Source organism: Pseudomonas sp. c313 (assembly GCF_055407145.1).
Window position 1 is genome coordinate 639242 of the sequence record NZ_JBUZRD010000002.1, and the last position, 24800, is coordinate 664041.

24 protein-coding genes and 1 pseudogene are annotated in these 24800 nt (G+C 59.9%); 8 read left to right on the top strand and 17 right to left on the bottom strand.

The window, feature by feature from the left end; translation table 11 throughout:
* Positions 1-114 precede the first annotated feature (114 nt).
* Entirely contained in the window at positions 115-2652 is a 2538-nt protein-coding gene (locus tag ACZRKZ_RS07835) for a PAS domain-containing protein (protein ID WP_463981270.1), read from the top strand.
* Between the two features lie 59 nt (positions 2653-2711).
* Positions 2712-2987 carry a peptidylprolyl isomerase gene (locus ACZRKZ_RS07840; protein ID WP_149413944.1) on the top strand — a complete coding sequence of 92 codons (276 nt, stop codon included), beginning with the start codon at positions 2712-2714 and terminating at the stop codon, positions 2985-2987.
* A gap of 50 nt (positions 2988-3037) precedes the next feature.
* Here ACZRKZ_RS07840 and ACZRKZ_RS07845 read toward each other — a convergent pair whose 3' ends face one another.
* The 8 genes from ACZRKZ_RS07845 to ACZRKZ_RS07880 all read right to left on the bottom strand — a co-directional run bounded on the left by ACZRKZ_RS07845 (position 3038) and on the right by ACZRKZ_RS07880 (position 9639).
* Complete coding sequence (locus ACZRKZ_RS07845) at positions 3038-3946, bottom strand: sugar kinase (protein WP_463981271.1); 909 nt, start codon at positions 3944-3946, stop codon at positions 3038-3040.
* Between the two features lie 150 nt (positions 3947-4096).
* On the bottom strand, positions 4097-5305 hold the full coding sequence (locus ACZRKZ_RS07850; RefSeq protein WP_463981272.1) for an amino acid deaminase: 1209 nt from the start codon (positions 5303-5305) through the stop codon (positions 4097-4099).
* A gap of 10 nt (positions 5306-5315) precedes the next feature.
* Positions 5316-6080, bottom strand: coding sequence for an IclR family transcriptional regulator (locus ACZRKZ_RS07855; protein WP_149413941.1), 765 nt, complete (start codon positions 6078-6080; stop codon positions 5316-5318).
* A gap of 117 nt (positions 6081-6197) precedes the next feature.
* Positions 6198-6587 (bottom strand): RidA family protein, encoded by a 390-nt coding sequence (locus ACZRKZ_RS07860; protein ID WP_463981273.1) that lies wholly within the window; start codon positions 6585-6587, stop codon positions 6198-6200.
* 23 nt (positions 6588-6610) lie between these two features.
* Positions 6611-7408, bottom strand: a complete 798-nt coding sequence (locus ACZRKZ_RS07865) for an amino acid ABC transporter ATP-binding protein (RefSeq protein WP_463969513.1) — start codon at positions 7406-7408, stop codon at positions 6611-6613.
* Positions 7405-8067, bottom strand: coding sequence for an amino acid ABC transporter permease (locus ACZRKZ_RS07870; protein ID WP_350616808.1), 663 nt, complete (start codon positions 8065-8067; stop codon positions 7405-7407). The genes ACZRKZ_RS07865 and ACZRKZ_RS07870 overlap by 4 nt, the downstream gene beginning before the upstream one ends.
* Positions 8068-8076: 9 nt before the next feature.
* Positions 8077-8739: an amino acid ABC transporter permease gene (locus tag ACZRKZ_RS07875; protein WP_463969511.1), complete on the bottom strand. Its 663-nt coding sequence runs from the start codon at positions 8737-8739 to the stop codon at positions 8077-8079.
* Positions 8740-8790: 51 nt separating this feature from the next.
* On the bottom strand, positions 8791-9639 hold the full coding sequence (locus ACZRKZ_RS07880; protein ID WP_463969510.1) for a transporter substrate-binding domain-containing protein: 849 nt from the start codon (positions 9637-9639) through the stop codon (positions 8791-8793).
* A 372-nt stretch (positions 9640-10011) separates the two neighbouring features.
* On the opposite strand from ACZRKZ_RS07880, the gene ACZRKZ_RS07885 reads away from it, so the two are divergent.
* Positions 10012-10353 carry a thioredoxin family protein gene (locus ACZRKZ_RS07885; RefSeq protein ID WP_463981274.1) on the top strand — a complete coding sequence of 114 codons (342 nt, stop codon included), beginning with the start codon at positions 10012-10014 and terminating at the stop codon, positions 10351-10353.
* 52 nt (positions 10354-10405) lie between these two features.
* On the opposite strand, the gene ACZRKZ_RS07890 is transcribed toward ACZRKZ_RS07885, so the two are convergent.
* Positions 10406-11968, bottom strand: coding sequence for a TerC family protein (locus ACZRKZ_RS07890; RefSeq protein ID WP_463981275.1), 1563 nt, complete (start codon positions 11966-11968; stop codon positions 10406-10408).
* Positions 11969-12299: 331 nt separating this feature from the next.
* On the bottom strand, positions 12300-13322 hold the full coding sequence (gene sohB / locus ACZRKZ_RS07895; protein ID WP_463981276.1) for a protease SohB: 1023 nt from the start codon (positions 13320-13322) through the stop codon (positions 12300-12302).
* A gap of 205 nt (positions 13323-13527) precedes the next feature.
* On the opposite strand from sohB, the gene ACZRKZ_RS07900 reads away from it, so the two are divergent.
* A complete protein-coding gene (locus ACZRKZ_RS07900) occupies positions 13528-14238 on the top strand; it encodes a histidine phosphatase family protein (protein WP_463981277.1) in 711 nt (236 codons plus the stop codon).
* A 56-nt stretch (positions 14239-14294) separates the two neighbouring features.
* The gene (locus ACZRKZ_RS07905) at positions 14295-14609 is read left to right on the top strand and encodes an SCP2 sterol-binding domain-containing protein (RefSeq protein ID WP_463981278.1); all 315 of its coding nucleotides are present in this window, start codon (positions 14295-14297) and stop codon (positions 14607-14609) included.
* Between the two features lie 54 nt (positions 14610-14663).
* Here ACZRKZ_RS07905 and ACZRKZ_RS07910 read toward each other — a convergent pair whose 3' ends face one another.
* Positions 14664-17300, bottom strand: a complete 2637-nt coding sequence (locus ACZRKZ_RS07910) for an MGH1-like glycoside hydrolase domain-containing protein (protein ID WP_463981279.1) — start codon at positions 17298-17300, stop codon at positions 14664-14666.
* Positions 17301-17507: 207 nt separating this feature from the next.
* On the opposite strand from ACZRKZ_RS07910, the gene hglS reads away from it, so the two are divergent.
* Positions 17508-18890 (top strand): 2-oxoadipate dioxygenase/decarboxylase HglS, encoded by a 1383-nt coding sequence (gene hglS / locus ACZRKZ_RS07915; RefSeq protein WP_463981280.1) that lies wholly within the window; start codon positions 17508-17510, stop codon positions 18888-18890.
* Between the two features lie 145 nt (positions 18891-19035).
* On the opposite strand, the gene ACZRKZ_RS07920 is transcribed toward hglS, so the two are convergent.
* Complete coding sequence (locus tag ACZRKZ_RS07920) at positions 19036-19263, bottom strand: DUF465 domain-containing protein (RefSeq protein ID WP_463981281.1); 228 nt, start codon at positions 19261-19263, stop codon at positions 19036-19038.
* A gap of 190 nt (positions 19264-19453) precedes the next feature.
* Between ACZRKZ_RS07920 and tkt the strand changes: the two genes are divergently transcribed.
* Complete coding sequence (tkt, locus tag ACZRKZ_RS07925) at positions 19454-21520, top strand: transketolase (protein ID WP_463981282.1); 2067 nt, start codon at positions 19454-19456, stop codon at positions 21518-21520.
* A 114-nt stretch (positions 21521-21634) separates the two neighbouring features.
* Here tkt and ACZRKZ_RS07930 read toward each other — a convergent pair whose 3' ends face one another.
* Positions 21635-22606, bottom strand: a complete 972-nt coding sequence (locus ACZRKZ_RS07930; protein WP_463981283.1) for a Gfo/Idh/MocA family protein — start codon at positions 22604-22606, stop codon at positions 21635-21637.
* Between the two features lie 141 nt (positions 22607-22747).
* Between ACZRKZ_RS07930 and ACZRKZ_RS07935 the strand changes: the two genes are divergently transcribed.
* Positions 22748-23110: an NUDIX hydrolase gene (locus ACZRKZ_RS07935; protein ID WP_463981284.1), complete on the top strand. Its 363-nt coding sequence runs from the start codon at positions 22748-22750 to the stop codon at positions 23108-23110.
* Positions 23111-23163: 53 nt separating this feature from the next.
* Here the strand turns inward: ACZRKZ_RS07935 and ACZRKZ_RS07940 are convergent, their stop codons facing one another.
* From ACZRKZ_RS07940 to ACZRKZ_RS07955, 4 genes and pseudogenes are all read right to left on the bottom strand, one after another.
* On the bottom strand, positions 23164-23412 hold the full coding sequence (locus ACZRKZ_RS07940) for a DUF1652 domain-containing protein (RefSeq protein WP_463981285.1): 249 nt from the start codon (positions 23410-23412) through the stop codon (positions 23164-23166).
* 245 nt (positions 23413-23657) lie between these two features.
* Positions 23658-24101: a GNAT family N-acetyltransferase gene (locus tag ACZRKZ_RS07945; protein ID WP_463981286.1), complete on the bottom strand. Its 444-nt coding sequence runs from the start codon at positions 24099-24101 to the stop codon at positions 23658-23660.
* Positions 24102-24147: 46 nt separating this feature from the next.
* Complete coding sequence (locus tag ACZRKZ_RS07950) at positions 24148-24477, bottom strand: hypothetical protein (protein WP_463969496.1); 330 nt, start codon at positions 24475-24477, stop codon at positions 24148-24150.
* Between the two features lie 207 nt (positions 24478-24684).
* A pseudogene (locus tag ACZRKZ_RS07955) lies at positions 24685-24765 on the bottom strand (outer membrane lipoprotein carrier protein LolA); the annotation flags it as partial.
* Positions 24766-24800 lie beyond the last annotated feature (35 nt).

The window sequence follows — 24800 nt, forward strand, 5'->3', positions numbered from 1 at the left end:
CATTTGAAGACAAACCCCTCAAGCATGCTATTTTTCGAGGGTAGAAAGCCTTTCCCGACTCGCGGGATAATCGGTTTTTGTCATTCTTCAAAGCGTTACGCACAGGGCTTTTACATGAGCGGATCACCCACCGGCAGCGAGGCCGCAGCACTGATTACCCGGCTGGATTGGGCCAAAAGCCCCCTCGGTGATGCCAGCGACTGGCCACAAAGCCTGCGCACTGCCGTCGACATCGTGATCCACTCGCCCATGCCAATGCTGTTGCTATGGGGCCCGTCACTCACCCAGATCTACAACGACGGCTTCGCCCTGCTGGCCGGCAACAAGCACCCTGCTGCCTTCGGCCAGCCGGTGGACTTGGTCTGGCCGGAGATGAAACCGTTTACCGACCCAATCTACAGTGCGGTACTCGCCGGCCAGGTACGCGCGTTCACCGAGCAGCGTTTCGTCCTGCAACGCAACCACCGCGACACCGATATCTGGCTGGACCTGACCTATAGCCCGATCCGCGACGAGCGCGGCAACGTCGCCGGCATTTTGGTCACCGCTATCGAGACCAACGAGCGCCGGCGTATCGCCCTGGAGTTGCAACAACGCTCCGAAGAAAGCCTCAAGTCCCAGCACAACACCGAACAACGCCTGCAACTGGCCCTGGCGGCCACCGATGCCGTGGGCACCTGGGACTGGGACATCGGCGAAGACCGCTTCATCGCTGACGCCCACTTCGCGCAACTGCACGGGGTCGACCCCCATGAGGCGAGCCTGCTGCCCATCAGCGACTACCTGCACGGCGTACACCCTGAAGACCGCGGCATGGTCGCCCGCAGCATCAAGCATTGCATCACCCACAGCACCGAGTACGCCGAGGAATACCGCCTGCTGCAGGCCGACGGCCAGGTGCGCTGGGTGTTCGCCCGTGGCCGCTGCTACAAGGATCATCATGGCCGCCCGGCGCGTTTTCTCGGCGCCGCCCTGGACCTGACTGAACGCAAACACTCCGAACAAGCACTGCGCCAAAGCCAGACCGAGCTGCAACTGATCATCAACGCCATGCCGGTGCTGATTGGCTACGTCGACCACGAACAACGCTTTCGCCTGAACAACAGCGCCTACCTGGACTGGTACGGCAAAACCCCGCAAGAGCTGTATGGCAAGACCATTCGCGAAGTACTCGGTGAGGAGCTCTATGCCGGGCGCGCCGATAAAATTGCCGCCGCGCTCAAGGGCAAGGCCTGCAGCTTTGTCACCGTCACCCCCCATCGGGATGGCCGGCCACGGCATGCGCTGATGAAATATTTGCCGCGTTTCAGCGGCGACGGTTCGGTGAATGGCTTCTACATTTTTGTGATCGATGAAACCGAACGCAAACTCACCGAAGAGGCGTTGCGCCACCTCAACGATAACCTCGAAGAGCGGGTCAGCCAGCGCACCCAGGCCCTGGCCGAGGCCAACCAGCGCCTGCAAAACGAGATGTACGAACGCGAACGGGCCGAGGACGCCCTGCGCCATGCGCAAAAAATGGAAGCGGTCGGCCAGCTCACCGGCGGTATCGCCCATGACTTCAACAACATGCTCACCGGCATCATCGGCAGCCTGGACTTGATGCAGCGCTACATCGCCGCCGGGCGCAGCGATGAGATTGGCCGTTTCACCGACGCCGCCGTGTCCTCGGCCCATCGGGCGGCAGCGCTGACCCATCGTCTGCTGGCCTTCTCCCGGCGCCAATCGCTGGACCGACGGCCTATCGACCCCAACCAACTGGTCGCCTCCCTGGAAGAGCTATTTCGCCGCACCAAGGGCGCCCATATCGAACTCAAGGTGCGGCTGGGCACCGATATCTGGCCGGTCAATACCGATGCCAGCCAACTGGAAAACGCCCTGCTCAACCTGGTGATCAACGCTCGCGACGCCATGCCCGATGGCGGCGAACTGTGCATCGAAACCGCCAACAGCTACCTGGATGACACCGATATTTCCACCCCGGAGCCAGTCAAGGCCGGTGACTACGTGATGCTCGGTGTCAGCGACAACGGCGCCGGCATGAGCGCGAAGGTCCTGGCCAAGGCCTTCGATCCATTCTTCACCACCAAGCCCATCGGCCAGGGCACAGGCCTTGGGCTGTCGATGATTTATGGCTTTGCCCAGCAATCCGGCGGCCACGTAACGATTCAAAGCGAGCCAGGCCAGGGCACTTGCGTACGCCTGTACATGCCGCGCCTACATGGCACCGCGCTTGAAAAAACCATGCCCACCAACCTCGGGGAAGCCCCAGTGGCCATGGCTGGCGAAGCTGTGGTAGTGGTCGAGGACGATCCGGCGGTGCGCATGCTGGTGGTCAATGTGTTGGATGAACTGGGTTACACCGCCCACCAGGCCGCCGATGCGCGGGCGGCGTTGCCGTTGCTGGAATCCGACCTGCGGGTGGACTTACTGGTGACCGATGTCGGGTTACCGGGGATGAATGGCCGGCAATTGGCGGAGATCGCCCGTCAGCATCGCCCCGGGCTCAAGGTGCTGTTCATGACCGGTTATGCCGAGATGGCCGCCGAGCGCCAGGGCTTTCTGGAAGAAGGCATGGACATGGTGGCCAAGCCGTTCTCCATTGACCTGCTGGCCAATAAAATCCGCAGCATGATCAGCACCCATAAATGAGTTCAGGCATAATCGCGCGCCTTAAGCCTTACGACATAAGCAAGCCAGGTAATTGATCAATGAAAGCCCAAGCCCGTCACATCCTGGTGAAGACCAGCGAAGAAGCCGAACAGCTCAAGCAGCGTATTGCCAAGGGCGAAGCCTTTGATGTGCTGGCGAAGAAGTACTCCACCTGCCCGTCCGGCAAGCGCGGCGGCGACCTGGGTGAAGTGCAACCTGGGCAGATGGTCGGGGTGATTGATGCGGTGATCTTTAAAAAGCCTCTGCGGGTAGTGCATGGGCCGATCAAGAGCAAGTTTGGCTATCACCTGGTGCAGGTGTTTTACCGCGATTGATGAGCCTTTATGGCGAGCGGACTTGCCCGCTCGCCACAGGTCAGGTCGTTCTATTCCCTTGGGATAAGCGCTCCAGGCACCCGAATCACCCGGCTCGCCAAGCGATGCCCGGCCAATGCTGCCTGCTGCGGCGTGCCGCCCTTGAGCCGACTGGCCAGATACGCCGCACTGAACGAATCCCCCGCCGCCGTGGTGTCCACCACCTTCTCGACCACCAAGGCCGGGACGGTAAAACGCTCGCCGTCACAGCGAATCAGACACTCATCAGCGCCGCGTTTGAGCACCACTTCGCCAATCGCCGGGTAAGCGGCAAACACCTGCTCGCTGTCCTCATAGCCAAACAGCGCCCGCTCGTCATCCTCGGTCAACAAGGCGATATCTACCTGCGCCAACACTGGGTGATAAGCCGTTCTCGCCACCTCGGCACTGGCCCACAAGCGCGGCCGGTAGTTGTTGTCGAACACCACCTTGGCACCACGCTTGCGGGCCTCGATCAGGGTTTCCAACAGACGCTCGCGCCCCACTTCGCCCAATACCGCCAGGGTGATGCCGCTGAAATACAGCACATCGTAAGCCGGTAATGCGGCCAGAATAGGTTCCGCCGCCGCCGTGGTGAAACAGTCGCGCACCGCCGCTTCGTTGCGCCAGTAGAGAAACTTGCGCTCGCCGCGGGCGTCGGTCTGGATGCAGTACAAGCCCGGCAGACGACCCGGCAAGCGCTGGACCATGCCCAAGCCGAGGCCTTCTTCAGACCACTGCTTGCACATGGCGTCGCTAAAGCTGTCATCGCCCAGGGCCGTGACGTAATCAACACTGGCGCCTTCGCCCAGTTCGCGTCGCAGGTAAACAGCGGCGTTCAGGGTGTCGCCCCCGAAGCTTTGTTGCAGGCTTCCGTCGGCGCGGTGTTGCAGTTCGATCATGCATTCGCCGATCAGGGCGATGCGAGGGGTTGTGTTCATGCCTTGGTTCTCATGGTGTGCTTTAGGCTGCTTTTCTGTAGGAGCGAGCTTGCTCGCGAAGAACTGGCAGGCGCCGAGTGCATTCAGGATGCCAGCGTTATCGTTAACGACCATCGTCGGAACGCCGCCCGGAGCAAGCTCGCGCCTACATTAGAAGCAGGTACGCAGGGACTCGATCACCTGCAATTGCTCATCCACCAGATTACCCACTTGCCATTTGTCGAAGGTCAGGCACGGATGGGAAGTGCCGAAGGAGATGATGTCGCCGATACGCAACTCAACCCCAGGCGCTACAGTCATGAACGCATGCTGGTCCATCACTGCCGTGACCTTGCAGGCGCTGACATCATCGCCCACCGCGGGTACCACGCCAGCTTTGTAACGCAGCAGCGGCACCGGCAACCCGGCGTCGTAGGCCACGTCGCGCTTGCCCAGGGCTATCACCGCAAAGCCTGGTTCCGGCAACGACTGCACGTGCGCCCAGACTTCCAGCGCCGGGCGCAGGCCTTCATTGAGGTCACTGCGACGGTCGAGCACGCAGCATTGCGCCTCTTTGTAGATGCCATGGTCGTGCGCCACGTAGCTGCCCGGACGCAGCACACTGAGGAAGCGACCGGCAGCGTTTTGCGCTTCGAATGATTCGGCAATCAGGTCGTACCAGGCCGAACCCGACGCGGTAATGATCGGCTTGCCGAGGTCGAAAGAACCACTGTTTTGCAGGTCCACCGCCAGGCGCACCAGCGAGGCGGCGAATTCACGGATGCCGCTGACAGCCTGGTCGCCGTGGATCACACCTTCATAGCCTTCAATACCGGTCAACGCCAAGGCTGGCTGCGCCTTGATCGCGCTGGCCAGGTTCAATACTTCCTGCTCGCTGCGGCAGCCACAACGCCCGCCGACCACACCGTATTCGATCATCACGTTCAGGCGCAGGCCCCGTGCAGCGAAGAAGGCGCCCAGGTCGGCAACGTTGTCCGGGTGATCGACCATGCAGTGGAAGTCGAACTCAGGGTTGGCCAGCAACTCGGCGATCAGCGCCATGTTCGGCGCGCCCACCAATTGGTTGGCCATCAGCACCCGCCGCACGCCACCGGCATAGGCGGCGTGAGTCTGCACCGCAGTGGCCAGGGTGATACCCCAGGCGCCCTGCTCAAGCTGACGCTGGAACAGTGCCGGCATCATGCTGGTCTTGCCGTGTGGCGCCAGTTGCGCGCCACTGCTGCTGACGAAATCCTGCATCCAGCGAATGTTGTGCTCCAGGGCGTCGCGGTGCAGTACCAGGGCTGGCAGGCTGACGTCGCGCACCAGGTGGGCACCGATTTGAGCGGCGCCTTTTTCGACAGCATTGAAGGCAGTCATGGACAATCTCCTATTCATTGATGCGACGGGCCAGGTTGTTGGCGCTTTCAATCAACACCCGGCGATAGTCGTTGTAATTGTTCTTGGCATCGGCCCGCGGGGCAACGATACACAGGGTCGCAATGCTGATGCCCTGCGCGTCCCGTACCGGGGCGGCAAAGCAATGGGTAAAGGTGTCGGCCACACTGTCGAAGGAGAAAAAACCATCGACGCTGGCCTGACGGATTTGCCCAAGGAAGGTCTCCAGGGGCAGGCGCTGACCGTCCGGCAAAATGAAGTCGTCATGGTCGATCAGGTCGATGATTTGCTGGTCACTCAGATGCCCCAGCAACAAGCGTCCGGAGGCGGTCCAGGGGATCGGCGCGTTCTCGCCGATGTCCGAGGAAATGCGAAAATGCCGCTCGCCTTCACGCATCAGCGCCACGGTGTATTTGCGCCCGTTAAGCAGGCACATCTGCGCGGTTTCGTGGGTCTGGCTGACGATTTCCTGCAAGGCGTGATCGGCCTCGCGGGTCAGGTCGAAATGACGCAAATGCGCCTGGCCAAGGAAGTACAACTGACGGCCGAGGTAGACGTGACCGTCCTTGCCCACGGTTTCGAGAATCCGTCGCTCCAGCAGCGAAGCGACCAGTTCGTAGACGGTGGATTTCGGGCTGCCGATGCCGCTGGCAATATCGTTGGGGCGCAGGGGCTGGCCAACTTCCTTGAGGAAATCGAGGATATCGAACGCCCGGTCCAGGCCTTTGGCGCGGCGCTTGATGGTGTCTTCGGTCATGGCAGTGTCGGGTCCCGTCAAAGGCTTAATGTGTGCATGGGCATCTACACATCTTTGAAAACTGGCAAAACCTTGTGGCCAGGAGGCTTGCCCCCTATCCACAGGTCAATCGGGCATTTAGCCTTTTTTCCTGTAGGCCACGCAATCAATCTCAACCTTGCAATCGACCATCATGTTCGCCTGCACACAGGCTCGTGCCGGGGCGTGTTCCGGGCTGAAGTACTCGCCGAACACCTTGTTGAAACTCCAGAAATCCCGTGGGTCTTCCAGCCACACACCAACACGCACCACATCCTTGAGCTCATAGCCGGCCTCTTCGAGAATGGCGACGACGTTGCGCAGGGTCTGGCGAGTCTGTTCGATGATCCCGCCCTGGATGATTTCGCCATCCACCGCCGGCACCTGGCCCGACACATACAACCAGCCATCCGCTTCTACGGCGCGGGCGAAAGGGCGCGGCTGGCCACCGCCAGCGGTACTGCCGGCGCCGTAACGAGTAATGCTCATAATGGTTCTCCTGATTAAAACAATTAAAAACGAATGTTCTTGAGAAATTCCGCCAGGCGTGGCGATTGCGGGCGCTCAAAGATGTCCTTCGGTGGCCCCTGCTCTTCAATGCGGCCCTGGTTCATAAAGACGATCTTGTCTGAGACTTCATAGGCAAAACGCATTTCGTGGGTGACCAGCAACATGGTCATGCCCTCCTCCGCCAGGCCCTTGATGACGCTGAGCACTTCGCCAACCAATTCCGGATCGAGGGCCGAGGTCACTTCGTCGAACAGCATCAGGCTGGGATTCATGGCAATCGCCCGGGCAATCGCCACACGCTGTTGCTGGCCGCCAGATAACTGACCAGGAAAGTAGTTACGGCGTTCCAGAAGACCTACACGCTCCAGCCATTTTTCCGCCAGTGCCACCGCCTCGTCCTTGCCCATTTTCTTGACCTTGAGCAGTCCCAGGGTGACGTTTTGCAATGCGCTTAAATGCGGAAACAGGTTGAACTGCTGGAACGCCATGCCAGTCATCGCGCGATGCTGGGCGATGACTTTCTCGGCGTGGCGCACGCGCTTGCCGTTGACTTCGTTGTAACCGATGGACTCACCGTCGAGAGTAATCTGCCCACCCTGGAACTCTTCCAGCAGGTTGACGCAGCGCAATAGCGTGGTCTTGCCCGAGCCACTGGAACCGATCAGCGTCACCACATTGCCACGGTCCATGGCCAGGTCGACGCCCTTGAGCACTTCCACTGGGCCGTATTGTTTACGCAGGCCGCGAATGTCCAGCAGCGGTTGGCTATTGTTTACTGCAGTTGTGTTAGAAGGAGTCATGGCAAGGCCACCCGCTTTTCAATGTAGCGCCCGAATAACTCGATGGCGTAGTTGATGACAAAGAACAGAAAACCGGCGAACAGGTAGAACTCCAGGGTCATGAAGGTCCGGGCGATTACCTGTTGCGTACTGAGCAGCAACTCGGCGACGCCGATCACCGACAGCAGTGTGGAGGCCTTGACGATTTCCGTGGACGAGTTGACCCAGGTCGGCAGGATCTGCCGCAATGCCTGGGGTAACAGCACATAACCGAGGGACTGGTAGAACGTCAGTCCGATGGCCTTGCCCGCTTCCAGTTGCCCACGAGGAATAGCCTGCAGCGAGCCTCGGACGATTTCGGCAACGTGTGAACCGCAAAACAGCGTCAGGCCCAATGCGCCGGCCTGGAACGCGCTGATCTGCCAACCCAGGGCCGGAGCCATGTAGAAGCAGGCCAATACCAGTACAAACACCGGCGTGCCACGGATCAGGTCGACATACAGGCGAAACGGCGCGCGCATCCAGAACTTGCCGTAGGTCAGCACCAGCCCGGCGACGATGCCGATCAGGGTGCCGAAAATAATCGCCAGTACCGAGCAATAAACGCTGGTCTGGAACCCCGCCCAGAGGGTTTCCCGGGCGATCCACAACTCATGCAGCCAGCTGGGGGATTCGTACATGGGGCCTCCTTAGCGACGAATTGCCAGACGCTGTTCCAGGTAACGGAGCAGCATGGCGATGAGGTAACAGGCGGCCACGTAGAGCGCGGTCGTGACCATCCAGGTTTCAATCACCCGGTAGCTTTCGACGTTGATCTTGCGGGCGTAATAGGTCAGCTCCGGCACCGCGATTGCGGCCGCCAGGGAGGTGTCCTTAAACAGCGAGATGAAGTTGTTCGACAGCGCCGGCAGCACGTTGCGCAGCATCACCGGCACGGTGATGTAGGCACGAATGCGCCACTCGCCCAGGCCGATGGCCAACCCCGCTTCACGCAAACCCTTGGGAATATTCAACAGCCCGGCGCGGAACACTTCGGTCAGGTAGGCACCGGCGTACAGCGACAGGGTGATGATGAACGAGGGGATTTTATCCAGGCGAATCCCCAGGCTCGGCAAGGCAAAGTAGATCAACAGGATCAGCACCAGGATCGGCGTATTGCGGACCACCGTCACATACACCGACGCCAGGATTCGCAGCGCACGGTGTTTGGACAGCAGGGCAAAGGCCGCCAGCAGGCCGATCACGCAACCAATGGCAATCGACAGCAATGCCAGTTGAAGGCCCAAACCGAGCCCCACCAGCAAACTGTCAAAATCGCGCCATACGGCGGCAAAATTCAACTGATAATTCATGGTCAGCAGTACCTTAATCGGGGCGCCAGCAGCAGCGCCCCGCGCTCACGATCATTTGAATTCGACGGGAAAACCAATTGCTGGCGTTGGCAGGTCAACACCGAACCACTGCTTGAACGACGCCGCGTACATCGGGAACTCGACGCCAGTCATGGCCTCATGCAGCGCGGTGTTGACGAAGTTCAGCCAGTCCTGGTCGCCACGCTTGACGGCGCAGCCGTAGGTCTGCGGGCTCCAGGCGTAGGCTGGGCTGCGGTAGCGGCCGGGGTTCTGCACCATCAGGTACTTGACCGAAGACTGGTCGGTGGCGGCGGCGTCGGCACGGCCGGAGTTCACGGCCTGGTACATCAGGTCGACGCTGTCGTACTGGTCGACCTTGGCCTTGGGCAGCGCCTGGTGCACCAGTTCTTCGGCGTAGACGTTTTGCAGCACGGCCACGGTGACGTCGTCGCCTGCGGCTTGCAGGTCTTCGATTTCCTTGTATTTGCTGTTGGTCGGCAGCAGCAGGGCGACGCCCTCGCGGTAGTACGGCAGGGTGAACGCCACTTGCTGCGCACGGCTGGCGGTGATGGTGATGAATTGGCAGCTCATGTCGACCTTGTCGGTCAGCAGGTTGGGAATCCGCGCGTCGGAGGACTGCACCACAAACTCGACCTTACTGGGGTCGTTGAACAACCCCTTGGCCACGATTCGGCCGATGTCGATATCAAAACCTTGCAACTTGCCATCCGCTCCCTGGAAGTGCCACGGCGCATTGGTACTGCCTGTACCCACGATCAGATGCCCACGGGAGAGCACGCTGTCGAGCTTGCTGTCCGCCGCTTGCACAACGTTTGCGAGGGAAGCCGATGCGGCGAAGAGAAAAGCACACGCTTTGAATACGGAAGGTCGCTGATGCATGACAAGCACTCCAGGAGTTGTATATTCCGCTATACCGGAACTTGGTATGTAACAACGGAATAGACAGCAGAAAGTGTGCCACAGGCTGCAGCAGAAAAACATTGAAGGCTTAAATTTGTTGTAAATCAGATAGATAGAAATTTATGAACGAAGCGTTGTTAAACCAATAACGAAACCCAGATTGCTACCGATGGCCCCACGTATCGGTGACAAGTCACATTTGGGTGCACACGTGAGTCTTTTACGCGCACAAAAGAGATGCAGGCAGCAGCCGAGATCATTGGCTACCTGTGAGTTCTGACAGTAGACCGTATCCGCTTCCTGGCTTAGCTTGAGTGCAGGAGCTATCGGGCTTTCGAGAAGGAGATCATCATGGGGATTGCCACCGCAGTTATTGCCAGTCACGAGGATTACCAGCGGGTCCTGAAGACGCCAAAAGCGGTCTTCATGCTGTTTGTCTCACAGCACTGTCCGGCGTGCGAGGAAGCCGTGCCACTCTTTATGCGCATTGCCGGAAAATATACCGAAACCGTGGAAAGCCTGGTGCTCGACACCGCCCAAACCCCCAGGCATCCGGAGGTGACTGGCACCCCCACCCTACTGATTTTCCAGAATGGCGAAATGATCGAGAAGCTTAAAGGGTTCGGCACCTGGGGGACCCAGGTGCCGACCTTGGAGCAGATATTCAGCCGCTACGGCGGGCTGCCTGAATAAACGTGGCGCCCTACCGCTTTTCGCGAGCAAGAACTAGGCGTCCCCCTCGCTCCTACATGGGGTCGGCGGGCGCCAGCAGCACTTGGGTCACCCGCCGCTCCGCCACCGTCGCCACCGTCAGGCGCCAGCCTTCATGCTCCAGGCTGTCGCCCACCACCGGCAGGCGATCCAGCAGGCTCATGACCAGGCCGGCCAGGGTCTGGTAATCCTCGGTCGCCTGCGCCTGAAAGCCGGTGCGCTGGCGGATCAGGTTGAGATTCAAGGCACCGTTGACGCGGAAATCGCCTTGCTCTTCGACGATGTCCGGACCTTCGACTTCACTGGCGTCGGGCAATTCACCGGCAATGGATTCAAGAATATCGGTCATGCTCAACACGCCCATGAAGTCACCGAATTCGTTGATCACGAAGGCGATGTGGGTCGATTCCTGACGCATTTGCTCCAGGGCGTTGAGGATCGAAAAGCTCTCCAGCAGGTTGATCGCCCGGCGCGCCAGGTGCTCCAGGTTCGGCTCGTTGCCGGCCAGGTATTCCTTGAGCAATTCCTTCTTGTGCACAAAGCCCAAGGGCTCGTCGATAGCACCGTTGCGGATCAACGGCAGCCGCGAGTAGGACGAATGCATCAGTTTCAAGCGAATGGTGTCGGGATCGTCCGCCAGATCGATATAGTCGACATTGGCTCGCGGTGTCATCAAGGTGCGGATCGGCCGCTCGGCCAGCTGCAACACGCCACTGATCATCACCCGCTCACGGCGGTCGAACAACGGGCCTTCGTTGGCCTGAGCATCACCCAGCAGGTCACTGACATCTTCACCCACCTCTTCCACTGCCAGGTTTCGCCCGCCCAGCAAGCGCATCACCGCATGGGCAGTACGCTCGCGGATCGGTCGCGTACCTTGCGCAGATTTCTTGCGCCGGGCCCGGGCGATCTGGTTGAACACCTCGATCAGGATCGAGAAACCAATGGCCGCATAGAGGTAGCCTTTAGGAATATGGAAGCCCAGGCCTTCGGCGGTCAGCGCAAAGCCGATCATCATCAAAAAGCCCAGGCACAGCATGATCACCGTCGGGTGCGCGTTGACGAAGCGGGTCAGCGGCTTGCTGGCAATGATCATCACACCAATGGAGATGATCACGGCGATCATCATCACCGCCAACTCATCCACCATTCCCACGGCGGTAACTACCGCATCAAGGGAGAACACGGCGTCCAGCACCACGATCTGCGCAACAATGGGCCAGAACATCGCATAGGCGGCGTTGCCGGTGCGCTGGGCGATGTGGCCTTCCAGGCGCTCATGCAGTTCCATGGTGGCCTTGAACAACAGGAACACACCACCGAACAACATGATCAGGTCTCGTCCGGAGAAGCTCTTGTCGAACACCTCGAACAACGGCTGGGTCAGGGTCACCAGCCAGGAAATACTCGCAAGCAGGCCCAGGCGCATCAACAGCGCCAGGGACAAACCGATCAAGCGCGCACGGTCGCGCTGCTCCGGCGGCAACTTGTCCGCCAGGATCGCGATAAACACCAGGTTGTCGATACCCAGAACCAGTTCCAGCACAATCAAGGTCAACAGGCCGAGCCAGGCCGTTGGATCCGCTAACCATTCCATATAAATGTCTCTATCTCGTTATTGATTTCAGATCGCCGGACACGGCAAGGCACGACCAGAAGGCCGGGAAACAGTGGGCAATCGGAAAACGGGATGTTTGGCCTGGAGGGAGGCGTTCAGCGGGAACAGCGGCAGCGGATGTCCTGGAGAAAGACGACTGGGTGGCTCCGAGAGGGTGTTCATGCAAGTCCTGTAGCGGAAAAAGGACTTGAATCCTACAACCGAAAGCCAAATTCCCTACCACGCAAAACTATTACAAAATTTGTAACAGTCCGAGCAGACACCGCTTGACAATGTGGAGCGAGGGGGACGCCTCGCTCCTACAGAGGTATTACCAGAAGCGCTGCTGGGTCAAGCGGCTCCACCAGGTCAGCAGCACCCGGTCCACCGAGCCGCTTGCCGCGAGGCCAACCCGCTCTTGCAGGCTTTTGCGCTCGGCATAGTGCAGGTGATACAGCTCGGCAGTCTTGGCCCGAGTGGACAGGTATTCGTCGCTGGTTTGCAGCTCGTCCACCAGTTGTTTATCCAGCGCCGCGACGCCAAGCCAGACTTCGCCGGTGGCCACGTCATCAATGGCCAGTTGCGGGCGGTAGCGGGAAACGAAGTTCTTGAACAGTTGGTGGGTGATGTCCAGGTCTTCCTGGAACTTTTCCCGGCCCTTCTCGGTGTTTTCGCCAAACACCGTCAAGGTGCGTTTGTATTCGCCGGCAGTCAGCACTTCGAAGTCGATGTCGTGCTTTTTCAGCAAGCGGTTGACGTTGGGCAACTGCGCTACGACGCCAATGGAGCCAAGGATGGCAAACGGCGCGCTGATGATCTTCTCGCCGATGCACGCCATCATGTAACCGCCGCTGGCCGCGACCTTGTCGATACACACGGTCAACGGCACGCCCGCCTGGCGGATTCGCGCCAGTTGCGAAGAGGCCAGGCCGTAGCTGTGGACCATGCCGCCGCCGCTTTCCAGGCGCAGCACCACTTCGTCCTTGGGCGTGGCCAGGCTCAACAGCGCGGTGATTTCATGACGCAGGTTTTCGGTGGCCGAGGCCTTGATGTCGCCGTCAAAATCCAGCACGAACACCCGAGGTTTGTCTTCAGGCTTTTTCTTGGCCTTCTTTTCAGCCTTGCTTTCAGACTTGCGCAGGGCCTTGAGTTGATCCTTATCCAGCAAGGTCTGCTCCAGGCGCTCACGCAGGCCCTTGTAGAAATCATTGAGCTTGCTGACCTGCAACTGGCCGGCATTCTTGCGCCGGCCTTTGCTGCGCAGCGCAGCAAAACTGATCAAGACCACCAGAATGGCGACCACCAGGGTGACGGTTTTAGCCAGAAAACTTGCGTACTCGGCAAGGAAATCCACAGCAACTCCTTAAATGCGGCGCGCCCTCTGTCAAGTGCGGGCGCGGATTGCCCAAGCATACCGACGGGACTGCCGGGGAGCCAGTGATGAAACCGCTTGTAGCGGGCCTCTAACGAGCTTTTAAAACAAGCGTATGTTTTTTCATTGACAGCTTCTCGGCATCCTCATAACCTCGCCAGACTTTCAACGTACCGGGTGAACGGACGTGGGCAGCATCTATTTGATTCGACATGGCCAGGCCTCCTTCGGTGCAGACGACTATGACGTGCTGTCGCCCATTGGTGTGCAGCAGGCGCAAGTATTGGGCAGCCACCTGGCAGAACTGGGGCTGACCTTCGACCGCTGTGTGTCGGGTGACCTGCGCCGCCAGCAGCACACCGCGACCAGTGCTCTCGAACAATTCAGCACCCTCGGCCTTTCAGTTCCTACCCTGGAAATCGATAGCGCCTTCAACGAATTCGACGCCGACGCCATCATCCGCGCCCTGCTCCCTGATCTGCTCAACAGCGAACCCGAAGCCCTGGATATCCTGCGCAATGCCGCGCAAAACCGCAGTGAATTCCAGCGCATCTTCGCCCTGATCATCGAACGCTGGCTCGCCGGCACTTATGATCCGCCGGGCCTGGAAAGCTGGCTGGGGTTTATCGAGCGCGTCCAGGGCGGCTTGCAACGCATCCTTGAAGCCGCCGATAACCGCGACAAGATCGCTGTGTTTACCTCCGGCGGCACCATCACTGCCCTGCTCCACCTGATTACCCGAATGCCTGCCACCCAGGCCTTCGAACTGAACTGGCAAATCGTTAACACCTCGCTCAACCACTTGAAGTTCCGTGGTCGCGAGGTGGCACTCGCTTCCTTCAACAGCCATACCCACTTGCAACTGTTGAAGGCGCCGCAGCTCATCACTTTCCGATGAGCTGCGGCCAACCGTGACCCCTGGGTCGCTGGAATCACCCATAAAAGGATCGAACCATGACTGACGTAGCTAAAGCCGTAGAAGCAATGAAAGCCAAATTCAACCCAGCCGCTGCTGCCGGCCTGGACCTAGTGTTCGGTTTCCGTGTCGACGAGAACGAGAACTTCTCGCTGATCGTCAAAGACGGCACCTGCGAACTGAAAGCAGGCGTAAACCCTGACGCCCAAGTGACCTTGGTCATGGACGGCGAAACTATGCAAGGCATCGTCGACGGTTCCACCGACGGCATGCAGGCTTTCATGGGCGGCAAACTGCGCGCCGAAGGCGACATGATGCTGGCGATGAAGCTGAGCGAGCTGTTCCCGGCCTGATCCAAGGGGAAACCCTGGATAGACCAATCCCGCCTTCTGGCGGGATTTTTCATTTCAGACCCTAGGCTGCAACAGCAACGCCACCAACGCACTCCACCCCGTCTGATGCGAAGCCCCCAAGCCACGCCCAGTCTCGCCATGAAAGTACTCATGAAACAACACCAGGTCACGACTGTGCGGGTCTGCCTCCAATTGCGGGTAACTCGCCATCGACGGTCGCAAGCCATTTTCGTCCCGCAAAAACAGTCGCGTCAGGCGTTGGCTGAGGCTGTCGGCCACCTCCTCCAGAGAGGATAGATAACCGCTGCCCGTCGGGTATTCCACGGAAAAATTGTCATCGTAATAGCGGTGAAATTCGCGCAGCGACTCAATCAACATGTAGTTGACCGGCATCCACAACGGCCCGCGCCAGTTGGAGTTACCGCCGTACAGCCGCGAGTCGGACTCCGCCGGCTCATAGCGGGCACACAACGTATCGCCATTCATCTTCAGCGCCAGCGGCTGCTCGGCGTATGCCTTGGACAGTGAACGCACGCCAAAATCCGAGAGGAACTCCGAGTCATCGAGCATGCGCTTGAGCAAATCCTTGGTCCGCTCACCCCGCAGCAACGCCAGCAACAGGCGATTGCCCTGCCCCGGCTCGTTCCAGCGCGACACCAGCTTGGCCAAATCCGGCCGATGCTTCATAAATCCCAGCAAGCGCTCGCGCAACCCTTCCAGCCCTTCATGCTCGTGCTGCTCCAGCACCAGCACGGCAAACAGCGGCATCAATCCGACGATGGAGCGCAGGCGCACCGGCTCGCTGTGGCCGTCGGGGCGATGCAGCACGTCGTAAAAAAACTGGTCCTGCTCATCCCACAGGCCTTCAGCGCTGTCATCAACCCGATTAATGGCGCCAGCGATGTAAAGGAAGTGCTCGAAGAACTTCACTGCAATGTCGACATACACGCCATTGCGCTTGGCCAGCTCCAGGGCGATGCGCATCAGGTCCAGGGCATAGGCGGCGACCCAGGCGGTGCCGTCGGCCTGATCCAGTTGATAGCCGGGGGGCAACGTGGCCGAGCGGTCGAACAAGGCGATATTGTCCAGCCCCAGGAACCCGCCCTGGAACAGGTTGCGGCCCTCGGCGTCCTTGCGGTTGACCCACCAGGAAAAATTCAGCAGTAGCTTGTGGAAGATCCGCTCCAGGAAGTCCAGGTCGCCGACGCCGGTCAACGCCTTGTCCTGCTGATACACCCGCCAACTGGCCCAGGCATGGACCGGCGGGTTGGCATCGTCGAAACGCCACTCGTAGGCCGGCAATTGGCCGTTGGGGTGCATGAAGCGATCTTTCACCAGTAGTAATAATTGCTGCTTGGCGTAGCCCGGATCGATCAGGGCAAAGGCCACCGCCTGGAAACCCTGGTCCCAGGAGGCGTACCAAGGGTACTCCCAGGTGTCGGGCATGGAGACGATGTCAAAGTTGGACAGGTGCCGCCAATGGATATTACGAATATGCAGGCGCTCGGGCGGCGGTGCGGGTTGGGCGGGATCGCCATCAAGCCACTGTTTGACGTCGAAGTAATACAGCTGCTTGGACCACAACAGCCCCGCCAGGGCCTGGCGCTGAACATTGCGTGCGTCATCGTCGGCGATGCCCTGTTGTAGCGTCGCGTAGAAATCGTCGGTCTCCTGGCGGCGCAGCTCGAACAGTTTGCGCGCGTTGACCTGTGGCGCATCCACCGGGGCAAAGCGCAGGTATAAGGTTTTGCTTTCCAGCCCCGCTAACTCAAGGATAAAACGGGCAGCGACCTTGGTCCCCGCATCCCGGCGAATCGCCGTCTCAGCGCCGGCCACCACGTAATCGTTGATCCCGTCCTTGAACGGGCCCGACGCCGGTTGCCCGTCAAGTATGGGGAAGTTGCTTTCGTTCTCGCAAAACAGCCATTCGACGCCGTCCTGGCCCCAGGCACTGAGGTGGCGGTCAAGCAACTCAGGGTGACGCGCCAACACCCGCTCGCCCTCAAGGCGCAGTTCGGGCTTGGGTACATCAGCCGTCCAACTCCAGTCATTGCGCGCCCACACCTGCGGCATCACCTGCAAGCGCGTCGGCTGATCGGAACGATTGTGCACGGTCACCCGCATAAACAGGTCGTCGGGCTGGTGCTTGGCGTATTCGACGCTGACGTCGCAATAGCGATTGTCTTCGAACACCCCGGTGTCGAGGATTTCGTATTCGGCATCCGCCAAGCCACGGCGGGCGTTTTCGCTGATCAGGTCGTCATAGGGAAAGGCGGCGTGAGGGTATTTGTAGAGCATGCGCATGTAGGCATGGCTGGGAACGCCATCGAGGAAAAAGTACAGTCCCTTGACGTCTTCGCCGTGGTTGCCCTCGGCATTGTTGAGGCCGAACAGGCGCTCCTTGATGATGCCATCGCGCTCGTTCCACAGCGCCAGGCCCAGGCACCAGCGCTGGGCCTTGTCGCTGAAACCCGCCAGGCCATCCTCGCCCCAGCGATAGGCGCGGCTGCGTGCGTGTTCGTGGGGGAAGTAGCGCCAGGCATCGCCATCGGCGCTGTAGTCCTCGCGCACCGTGCCCCATTGCCGCTCACTGAGGTAGGGGCCCCAGTCGCGCCAGCGCTCGGCGGCATCTTTAGCCAAGCGCTGACCTTCAATCGTTTGCAGAATGTTCGTCAAAGGCTTGGCCGTCATCGAGTCTTCCATCGCGCACTGAGGTAAGGGCCAGTGTAGAGCCCACGGTCGATCAGATGCACGGGAACACAATCAAGTTCAGCGCGGGTTCAGCTCATTCATTTGCAGAATGAAGTCCAGAGGAATCTTCGTTTGCAAGGCATCGCGGCGCCCAACAAAATCAGCGCAAACGGCCAAGCCCTTCTAACAGCTGCCAGGAATTTTTCTATGCCAACCGCCCGCCATGTCAGCCCTGACGACATCCGCAAAGGCTTCTCCAAGGCCATGTCCGACATGTATCGCGATGAAGTGCCGCTGTATGGCGCGTTGATGGAACTGGTAGCCGAGACCAATGCACGGGTGCTGGCGACAGACACCGGCCTGGCGCGGCAACTGCAGCGCACCGGGGAAATCCAGCGCCTGGACATGGAACGCCACGGCGCCATCCGCCTGGGCACCGCCTTCGAACTGGCGACCATCAGCCGTCTGTTTGCAGTGATGGGCATGCAGCCGGTGGGTTACTACGACCTGACACCGGCCGGAGTGCCGGTGCATTCCACGGCCTTTCGCGCCGTGCATGAAAGCGCGTTGCAGACCAGCCCGTTTCGGGTCTTCACCTCGTTGCTGCGCCTGGAGCTGATCGAAAACCCCGAACTGCGCGCCTTTGCCCAGGCGGCACTGGCCAAGCGCTCGATCTTCACCCCGCGCGCCCTGGCGCTGATCGAGCAGTGTGAAGCCGACGGCGGCCTTGAGCAGGCAGACGCCGACCAGTTTATCCAACAAGCCCTGGAAACCTTCCGCTGGCACCACACCGCCACCGTCAGCGCTGCCCAGTACCAGCAGTTGAGTAATCAGCACCGGCTGATCGCCGATGTGGTGGCGTTCAAGGGCCCGCACATCAACCACCTGACCCCGCGCACCCTGGACATCGACCAGGTGCAGGCCGCCATGCCCGGCAAAGGCATCACGCCAAAGGCCGTGATCGAAGGCCCGCCACGGCGCCAATGCCCGATCCTGTTGCGCCAGACCAGCTTCAAGGCATTGGACGAAGCCATTACCTTTACTGACGCCAAAGGTAGCCACAGCGCACGCTTCGGCGAGATCGAACAGCGCGGCGTGGCGCTGACGCCCAAGGGCCGGGCGCTGTACGACCAACTACTGAATGCTGCACGCGATGACTTGGGGGCATTTCCTAATGAAGCCAATGCCTCACGCTACACCGAGCTGATGGCGCAGCACTTCGAGGCCTTCCCGGATGATCATCGGCAGATGCGTGAGCAAGGGTTGGCGTTCTTTCGCTACTTCGTCACCGACAAGGGTCGCGGGGCACAAGCTGATCCGTCACGCAGCCTCAGCGAACTGATCGCCACCGGTCATGTGGATGTGGAGCCATTGGTGTATGAGGATTTCCTGCCGGTGAGTGCCGCGGGAATTTTCCAGTCGAACCTGGGGGATGCCGCACAAACTCACTATGCGACCAACTCCAATCAGACGGAATTTGAAAAGGCCCTGGGACGTCGGACTATTGATGAGTTGCAGTTGTATGGCGAGACCCAACAACGCTCGCTCGCTGAGTGCGCCACGGCGCTGGGGTTGCCGGCGCTGGCGTGAAGGGAAAGAGTTCGCCCGACGCCACAACGCATTCCATGCGCAGTCAACGTGCCCCAGGGTCGGGCGAACGGTTGGCATGATAGGCAGCGGTATCGCCGCTGTCCTTCAAACAATTCTGAACAAATCTTTGCGATCCCCCTGGCCCTCAGGAACCGAGTTGGTTAACGATCTTGTCTTTGACCAACAAGCGTTTCTTCTTCAGTTTCTCCAGCTCTTCATCTACGCCGCCGGATGACTCAAAGTCCACCACCTCTTTGTCGGCACTGTCGTATTGGTGGAGCAGCGAATCCAGATACTTGTCGTCCGCCCTGCGTTTTTGAATGTCTTCCTTGGTGAAATCCAGGTCCTGATACAGGTCGTGTTTCACTGGCATGGAGTACCTCCGCAAGTTGATCAATGACTGAGTACACTTTGAAGCTAGCCCATCCGAGGGGCTTTTGTCATGTTTGAGATTAAGCCTGTCGTGTTTGCGTTCCCGTTCGTCGCGGCACAGGTTGATGGATAAAACCTTTACTCCCCAGCGGCCTCCACTGTAGATCGCCACCCGAGGGAGAACCGGTTCAATGAATCACGCCGCCAACGCTTGCGACACCCAATGCATCAACACCATTCGCACCCTGGCCATGGACGCCGTGCAAAAGGCCAACTCCGGCCACCCCGGCACGCCCATGGGACTGGCGCCGGTGGGTTACACCCTGTGGAGCCGCTTCCTGCGCTACCACCCCGAACACCCCGACTGGCCCAACCGCGACCGCTTCGTGTTGTCGGTGGGGCATGCCTCGATGCTCCTGTATTCGTTGCTGCACCTGGCCGACGTGGTGGAGATTGACGAGCACGGCAAACGCTCTGGCCTCCCGGCCATCAGCCTGGATGACATCAAGCAGTTCAGGCAGATGGATTCCAAGACCCCGGGCCACCCCGAATACCGCATGACCACCGGCGTCGAAACCACCACGGGCCCGTTGGGCCAGGGCTGCGCCAACAGCGTCGGCATGGCCATGGCCCAGCGTTGGCTGGCCCGGCGTTTCAACCGCGCTGACCAGGTGCTATTCGACTACAACGTCTACACCCTGTGCGGCGACGGCGACATGATGGAAGGCATCAGCAGCGAAGCCGCGTCCATGGCCGGCCACCTGAAGCTGGACAACCTGTGCTGGATCTACGACAACAACACCATCAGCATCGAAGGCCATACCGAGCTTGCCTTCAGCGAGGACGTGATCAAGCGCTTCCAGGCCTACGGCTGGCACACCTTGCACGTGACCGACGCCAATGACCTGCAGGCCCTGAGCAACGCCCTGCAAACGTTCCAGCGCAATACGGGCTCACCGACCTTGATCGTGGTCGATAGCGTTATCGGCTATGGCTCGCCCCACAAGCACAACACCGCCGCGGCCCATGGCGAGCCCTTGGGTGACGAGGAAATCCGCCTGACCAAGGCCGTCTATGGCTGGCCCCAGGATTCCAGTTTCCTGGTGCCTGATGAGGCGCGCACCGTGTTGCGTGATGCGCTCGTGGAGCGCAGCCAGCCTTTGTACAAGCACTGGACACAAACCCTGGCCCATCTTGAACAGCACGAACCAGAACTGGCCGACGAACTGCGCCGGATGCGCACTGGGGAAATGCCTGAGCATTGGCAGGAGGGCTTGCCCCGTTTTGCCGGTGATGCCAAAGGCGTCGCCAGCCGCGCTTCGGGTGGCGAGGTGCTGAATGCGTTCGCCCAGCAGATCCCCTGGTTGCTGGGCGGTTCGGCAGACCTGTCGCCGTCCACCAAGACCAACCTGACCTTCGACGGTGCCGGACGGTTCAGTGCCGAGGACTACAGTGGGCGCAACCTGCACTTCGGCATTCGTGAGCACGCCATGGGTGCCATTGCCAACGGCATGGCGCTGTCCTATCTGCGCCCGTACACCTCGACCTTCCTGGTGTTCAGCGACTACATGAAGCCACCGATTCGCCTGGCAGCGATCATGGAACTGCCGGTGATTTTCGTGTTTACCCATGACTCCATCGGCGTCGGCGAAGACGGCCCGACCCACCAGCCCATCGAGCACCTGAGCCAGCTTCGCGCCACGCCGGGGCTACTGACCCTGCGTCCGGGGGATGCCAATGAAACCCTGGAGGCCTGGGCAATCGCCCTGGCCCAGACCCATCGGCCCAGTTGCCTGGTGTTGTCGCGCCAGGCCTTGCCGACCCTGGACCACACGAAATACGCAGCGGCGTCGGGTACGGCCCGTGGCGCCTATGTGCTGGCCGGTGCCGGGAAGCCCGAAGTCATCCTGATCGCCACCGGCAGCGAAGTGAGTCTGGCAGTGGACGCCTATGAACAGCTGACGGCTGATGGCGTGACAGCGCAGGTGGTGTCGATGCCCAGTTGGGAGCTGTTTGAAGAGCAGGACCAAGCCTATCGCGACAGTGTCTTGCCGCCCGCGGTAAAAGCGCGGGTGGTCGTAGAACAGGCAGGGCCCCTGGGATGGGATCGTTATGTCGGGCAGACCGGGGCCAAGGTGGTGATGAATAGCTTCGGCGCCTCGGCACCGCTAGCCAAGCTGCAGGCCAGGTTCGGATTTACCGTGGAAAACGTGGTGAAGATGGCTAAAGAGCAGATTCAACACGCTATGGCTGACTAGCCCCTATGTTCGGGTGCCTGCCTGGGTGGGTGACCGTAGCATCTGTCGATGCTTAAGCGAGGCTGCGTCAGGAGCGACTCGATTGATGGCCGTGTTGCAGCCAACCTAGCCTCGCTAGGCCACACTACGCCCCAGAATCCGATCCATGATCCTATCCGTCTTCAACGCCTCGATCGCCACCGCCGGATGCTGCGCCTCGCCCCGGATATGCGCATTCATCCCCAGCACGTGATGCCACTGGATATGCGCATGATTAGGCACCTCCAGGGTCAGGTTGAACGCCCCCTCAAGCCGCAACGGTTGCTCATCGAACACCGAAAACGTAATGCGCCCCTTGCTGCCGATCAACTCGACCCGATCCTCCCGCCGATCCGCAACAAAGTTCCAGCAGCCCATTCCCAGGGCCCCCGAAGCAAAACGCCAACTGGCGGTCACGGCATCTTCAGCCGCATAGCGCCCAGCCTGGTGGGCACTGAAACCGGCGACATCGACAATGTCCCCCGCCAGAAACTGAAACAGATCAAGGCCATGACTGGCCAGGTCAGCAAAATAACCGCCACCGGCGACCTGAGGGTCGGTACGCCAGTTACCGGCGCTCTCATCCGCCGGGGACGGCGGCTTGCACAACGTCCAGGTGAGGTGACGCAACTCGCCAATTTTCCCGTCCAGCAGCCAGTCCCGTACTTGCTGAAAACGCGGCAGCGACCGCCTGTAGTAAGAGACAAACAAATGCAGGCCTGCCCGCTCGAACGTGCGCTGCATCAGCACACTCTGCTCGGCGTTCAACGACATGGGCTTTTCGACACAGCAATGCTTGCCAGCGGCGGCCACCAGCAGGCTGTATTCAAGGTGACTGTCGGGCGGTGTGGCGATATACACCGCATCCACCTCGGGATCATCGATCAGCGCCTGGGCATTGGTGTAGAACCGGGTAATGCCATGGCGTGCCGCATAATCGCGCACCGCCTCCTCCCGGCGCCCCATCACGGCCACAAGGGCAGAACCTGGCGCTTTGTAGAATGCCGGTCCACTCTTGATCTCAGTGACACTGCCACAGCCGATCATGCCCCAGCGTACGGTGTTCATCTGCATCCCTCTTCGTCGTGTTTTTTCCAGTGGGGCAGTATCTGTGTTTTCCCACGTCCTCTCCAGCCTGCGCCTTAAACATCACGCATGACAATTGCATTACACTTTTGTGACGATCATCCAACTGCAGGGGCACAGACGATGAAAATACGGGCAACAGTCATTTGCGAACACGAAGGGCACATTCTCTTCGTGCGCAAGGCCAGATCGAAATGGGCGCTGCCGGGCGGCAAGGTCGAGCGTGACGAGCTGCCGGTCGGCGCGGCCGCCCGTGAGCTGGAGGAAGAAACCGGACTGAACGTCGATGGCTTGCTGTATCTGCAGGAGTTGACGGCGGACAACACCGTCCATCACGTGTTTGAGGCTTCAGTGGTGAACATCGACGAAGCCCAGCCACGCAGCGAAATCATCGACTGTCAGTGGCACGCCTATGGTGCCCTCGACCAACTGGACACCACCGAGGCCACCAAGCGTATTGTCAGGTCCTTTCTGCGCCGTCTCTAGGCGCCACCAGGCACACGCTACGGATAGTATTGCCCTGGAACGCTCTGCGTCCCCTACCCCACCGCCGCAAAGCCCCGGCGACCGGCCTTGATTTCGGTACGCAACTCGCCAATCAAATTGGAGATGGAGCGGATGCTGTCCAGGCCGTTGGTGGACACCCCCGTCAGCAGCAAGTCCACCCGGCCAGACTCGGGTTCAAAGATGCAAATCCGCAGCGAGCCGTCCTTGCTCAGGGTGCAGTCACACGAAAGCGGCAGGAAGCCGGACTCCATGATGCGACTGAATTCAACGATCGAGATCATGCTGGACACCCTTCCCGGGACCTGACTCGGCGGATTTGATCCGTCTAGATTAGATGAGCTTTTACACCGTGCGCGGGCAATTAGTACGAAAGTGTTAGCTACCCCACAATTTCGCAAAACTGCCTGCCCAATGGCGCCCAAAAACCACGTGACAACCTCTCATCCGATGCCGTTGGCAGCTTGATTCCTGACGATGACGGCCAGCGGCAGATCGAACATGGGCACTGAGCGGTGTCGCCGCTGCTTCAGGCCCTGCGCTTCTGGTAACGCACGTCGTCACCGTCGACGTCATCGATGACCGACCAACCGAGTCGCTGGTAAAACCCGTTGGCCCTGACGTCACTCCGGCCATCGGTGATGAGGAAAATCTCCTCGTGGTGTTCGAACAACGCCTGCTCGGCCACGGCCATCAACAACCGGCCCAGCCCGCGACTCTCATAAGCAGGCAGGACAAACATGGCAAATACCTCACCCTCGGCGAGATCCACCATGGAAAACGCCGCAGGCTTGCCTTGAACCTCGGCGATCCAGGCACAGGGCGCCTCATTGATGCTGTCCGCCAGTACTTGCGGGGTTATGCCCAACTCCGTCATTTGCTCACGGCTCAAATGGTTCTGCACCACCGAGGTGCGGATCTCGAAGAGCGCTTCAATATCCCCAACCGTTGCCACCCTGACGACCGACGTCATAGCCACCTCCTCCATTTTTGCACTGGCCGGTGCAAAGCCGGCCGGGTCATTTACGCGCCAGTTTGTACCGAACGCACTCCTCATAAAAACTCTTGCGGATTACCGGTGGCTTGAGGCGCGAGGGGCTGTCGTAGGTCTGCTCGGTAATGCCCATGGCCATCATGTGCATCCAGGATTTGTTGAATTTGTACGTTTGAATCTTCTGCCGGGCGGCATACAACGAAACACCCAACAACTTGAGTTCCTGGGCCCTTGCCGCCGTGCCCGCCCCCCAACTGCACATGAAACGATCGCTCTCGCGCAGCTCTTTTGCCTGGGCAGACACAGCCCCGCCCGCCAGGGACAAGGCGATCAGTGTGCTTGTTACAATGCGCATTTAAATCCCACCTAACCACCTGAAAATAAAAGTGATTTTGGCGATTATCTTGTAACAGCGGGGCCAGCAAATTGCCTTCGGTGCGAGGGGCTTACTCCCACTGGGCCGCAAAGTAGCCCCAATCAGGTCACTACGACTTTTCAGACCGGGCGTGGTGACTAGTTTCAGGCCTGCTGCGCAGCCCAGCGCGGGCAAGCCCTAATGCCGAATTGTAGGAGCGAGCTTGCTCGCGAAAAACTTGAGGCCCCCACGGGGTGCCAGGTTTTCCGCGTTATCGTTAGCGACCATCGCGAGCAAGCTCGCTCCTACAGTGGATCACCTTC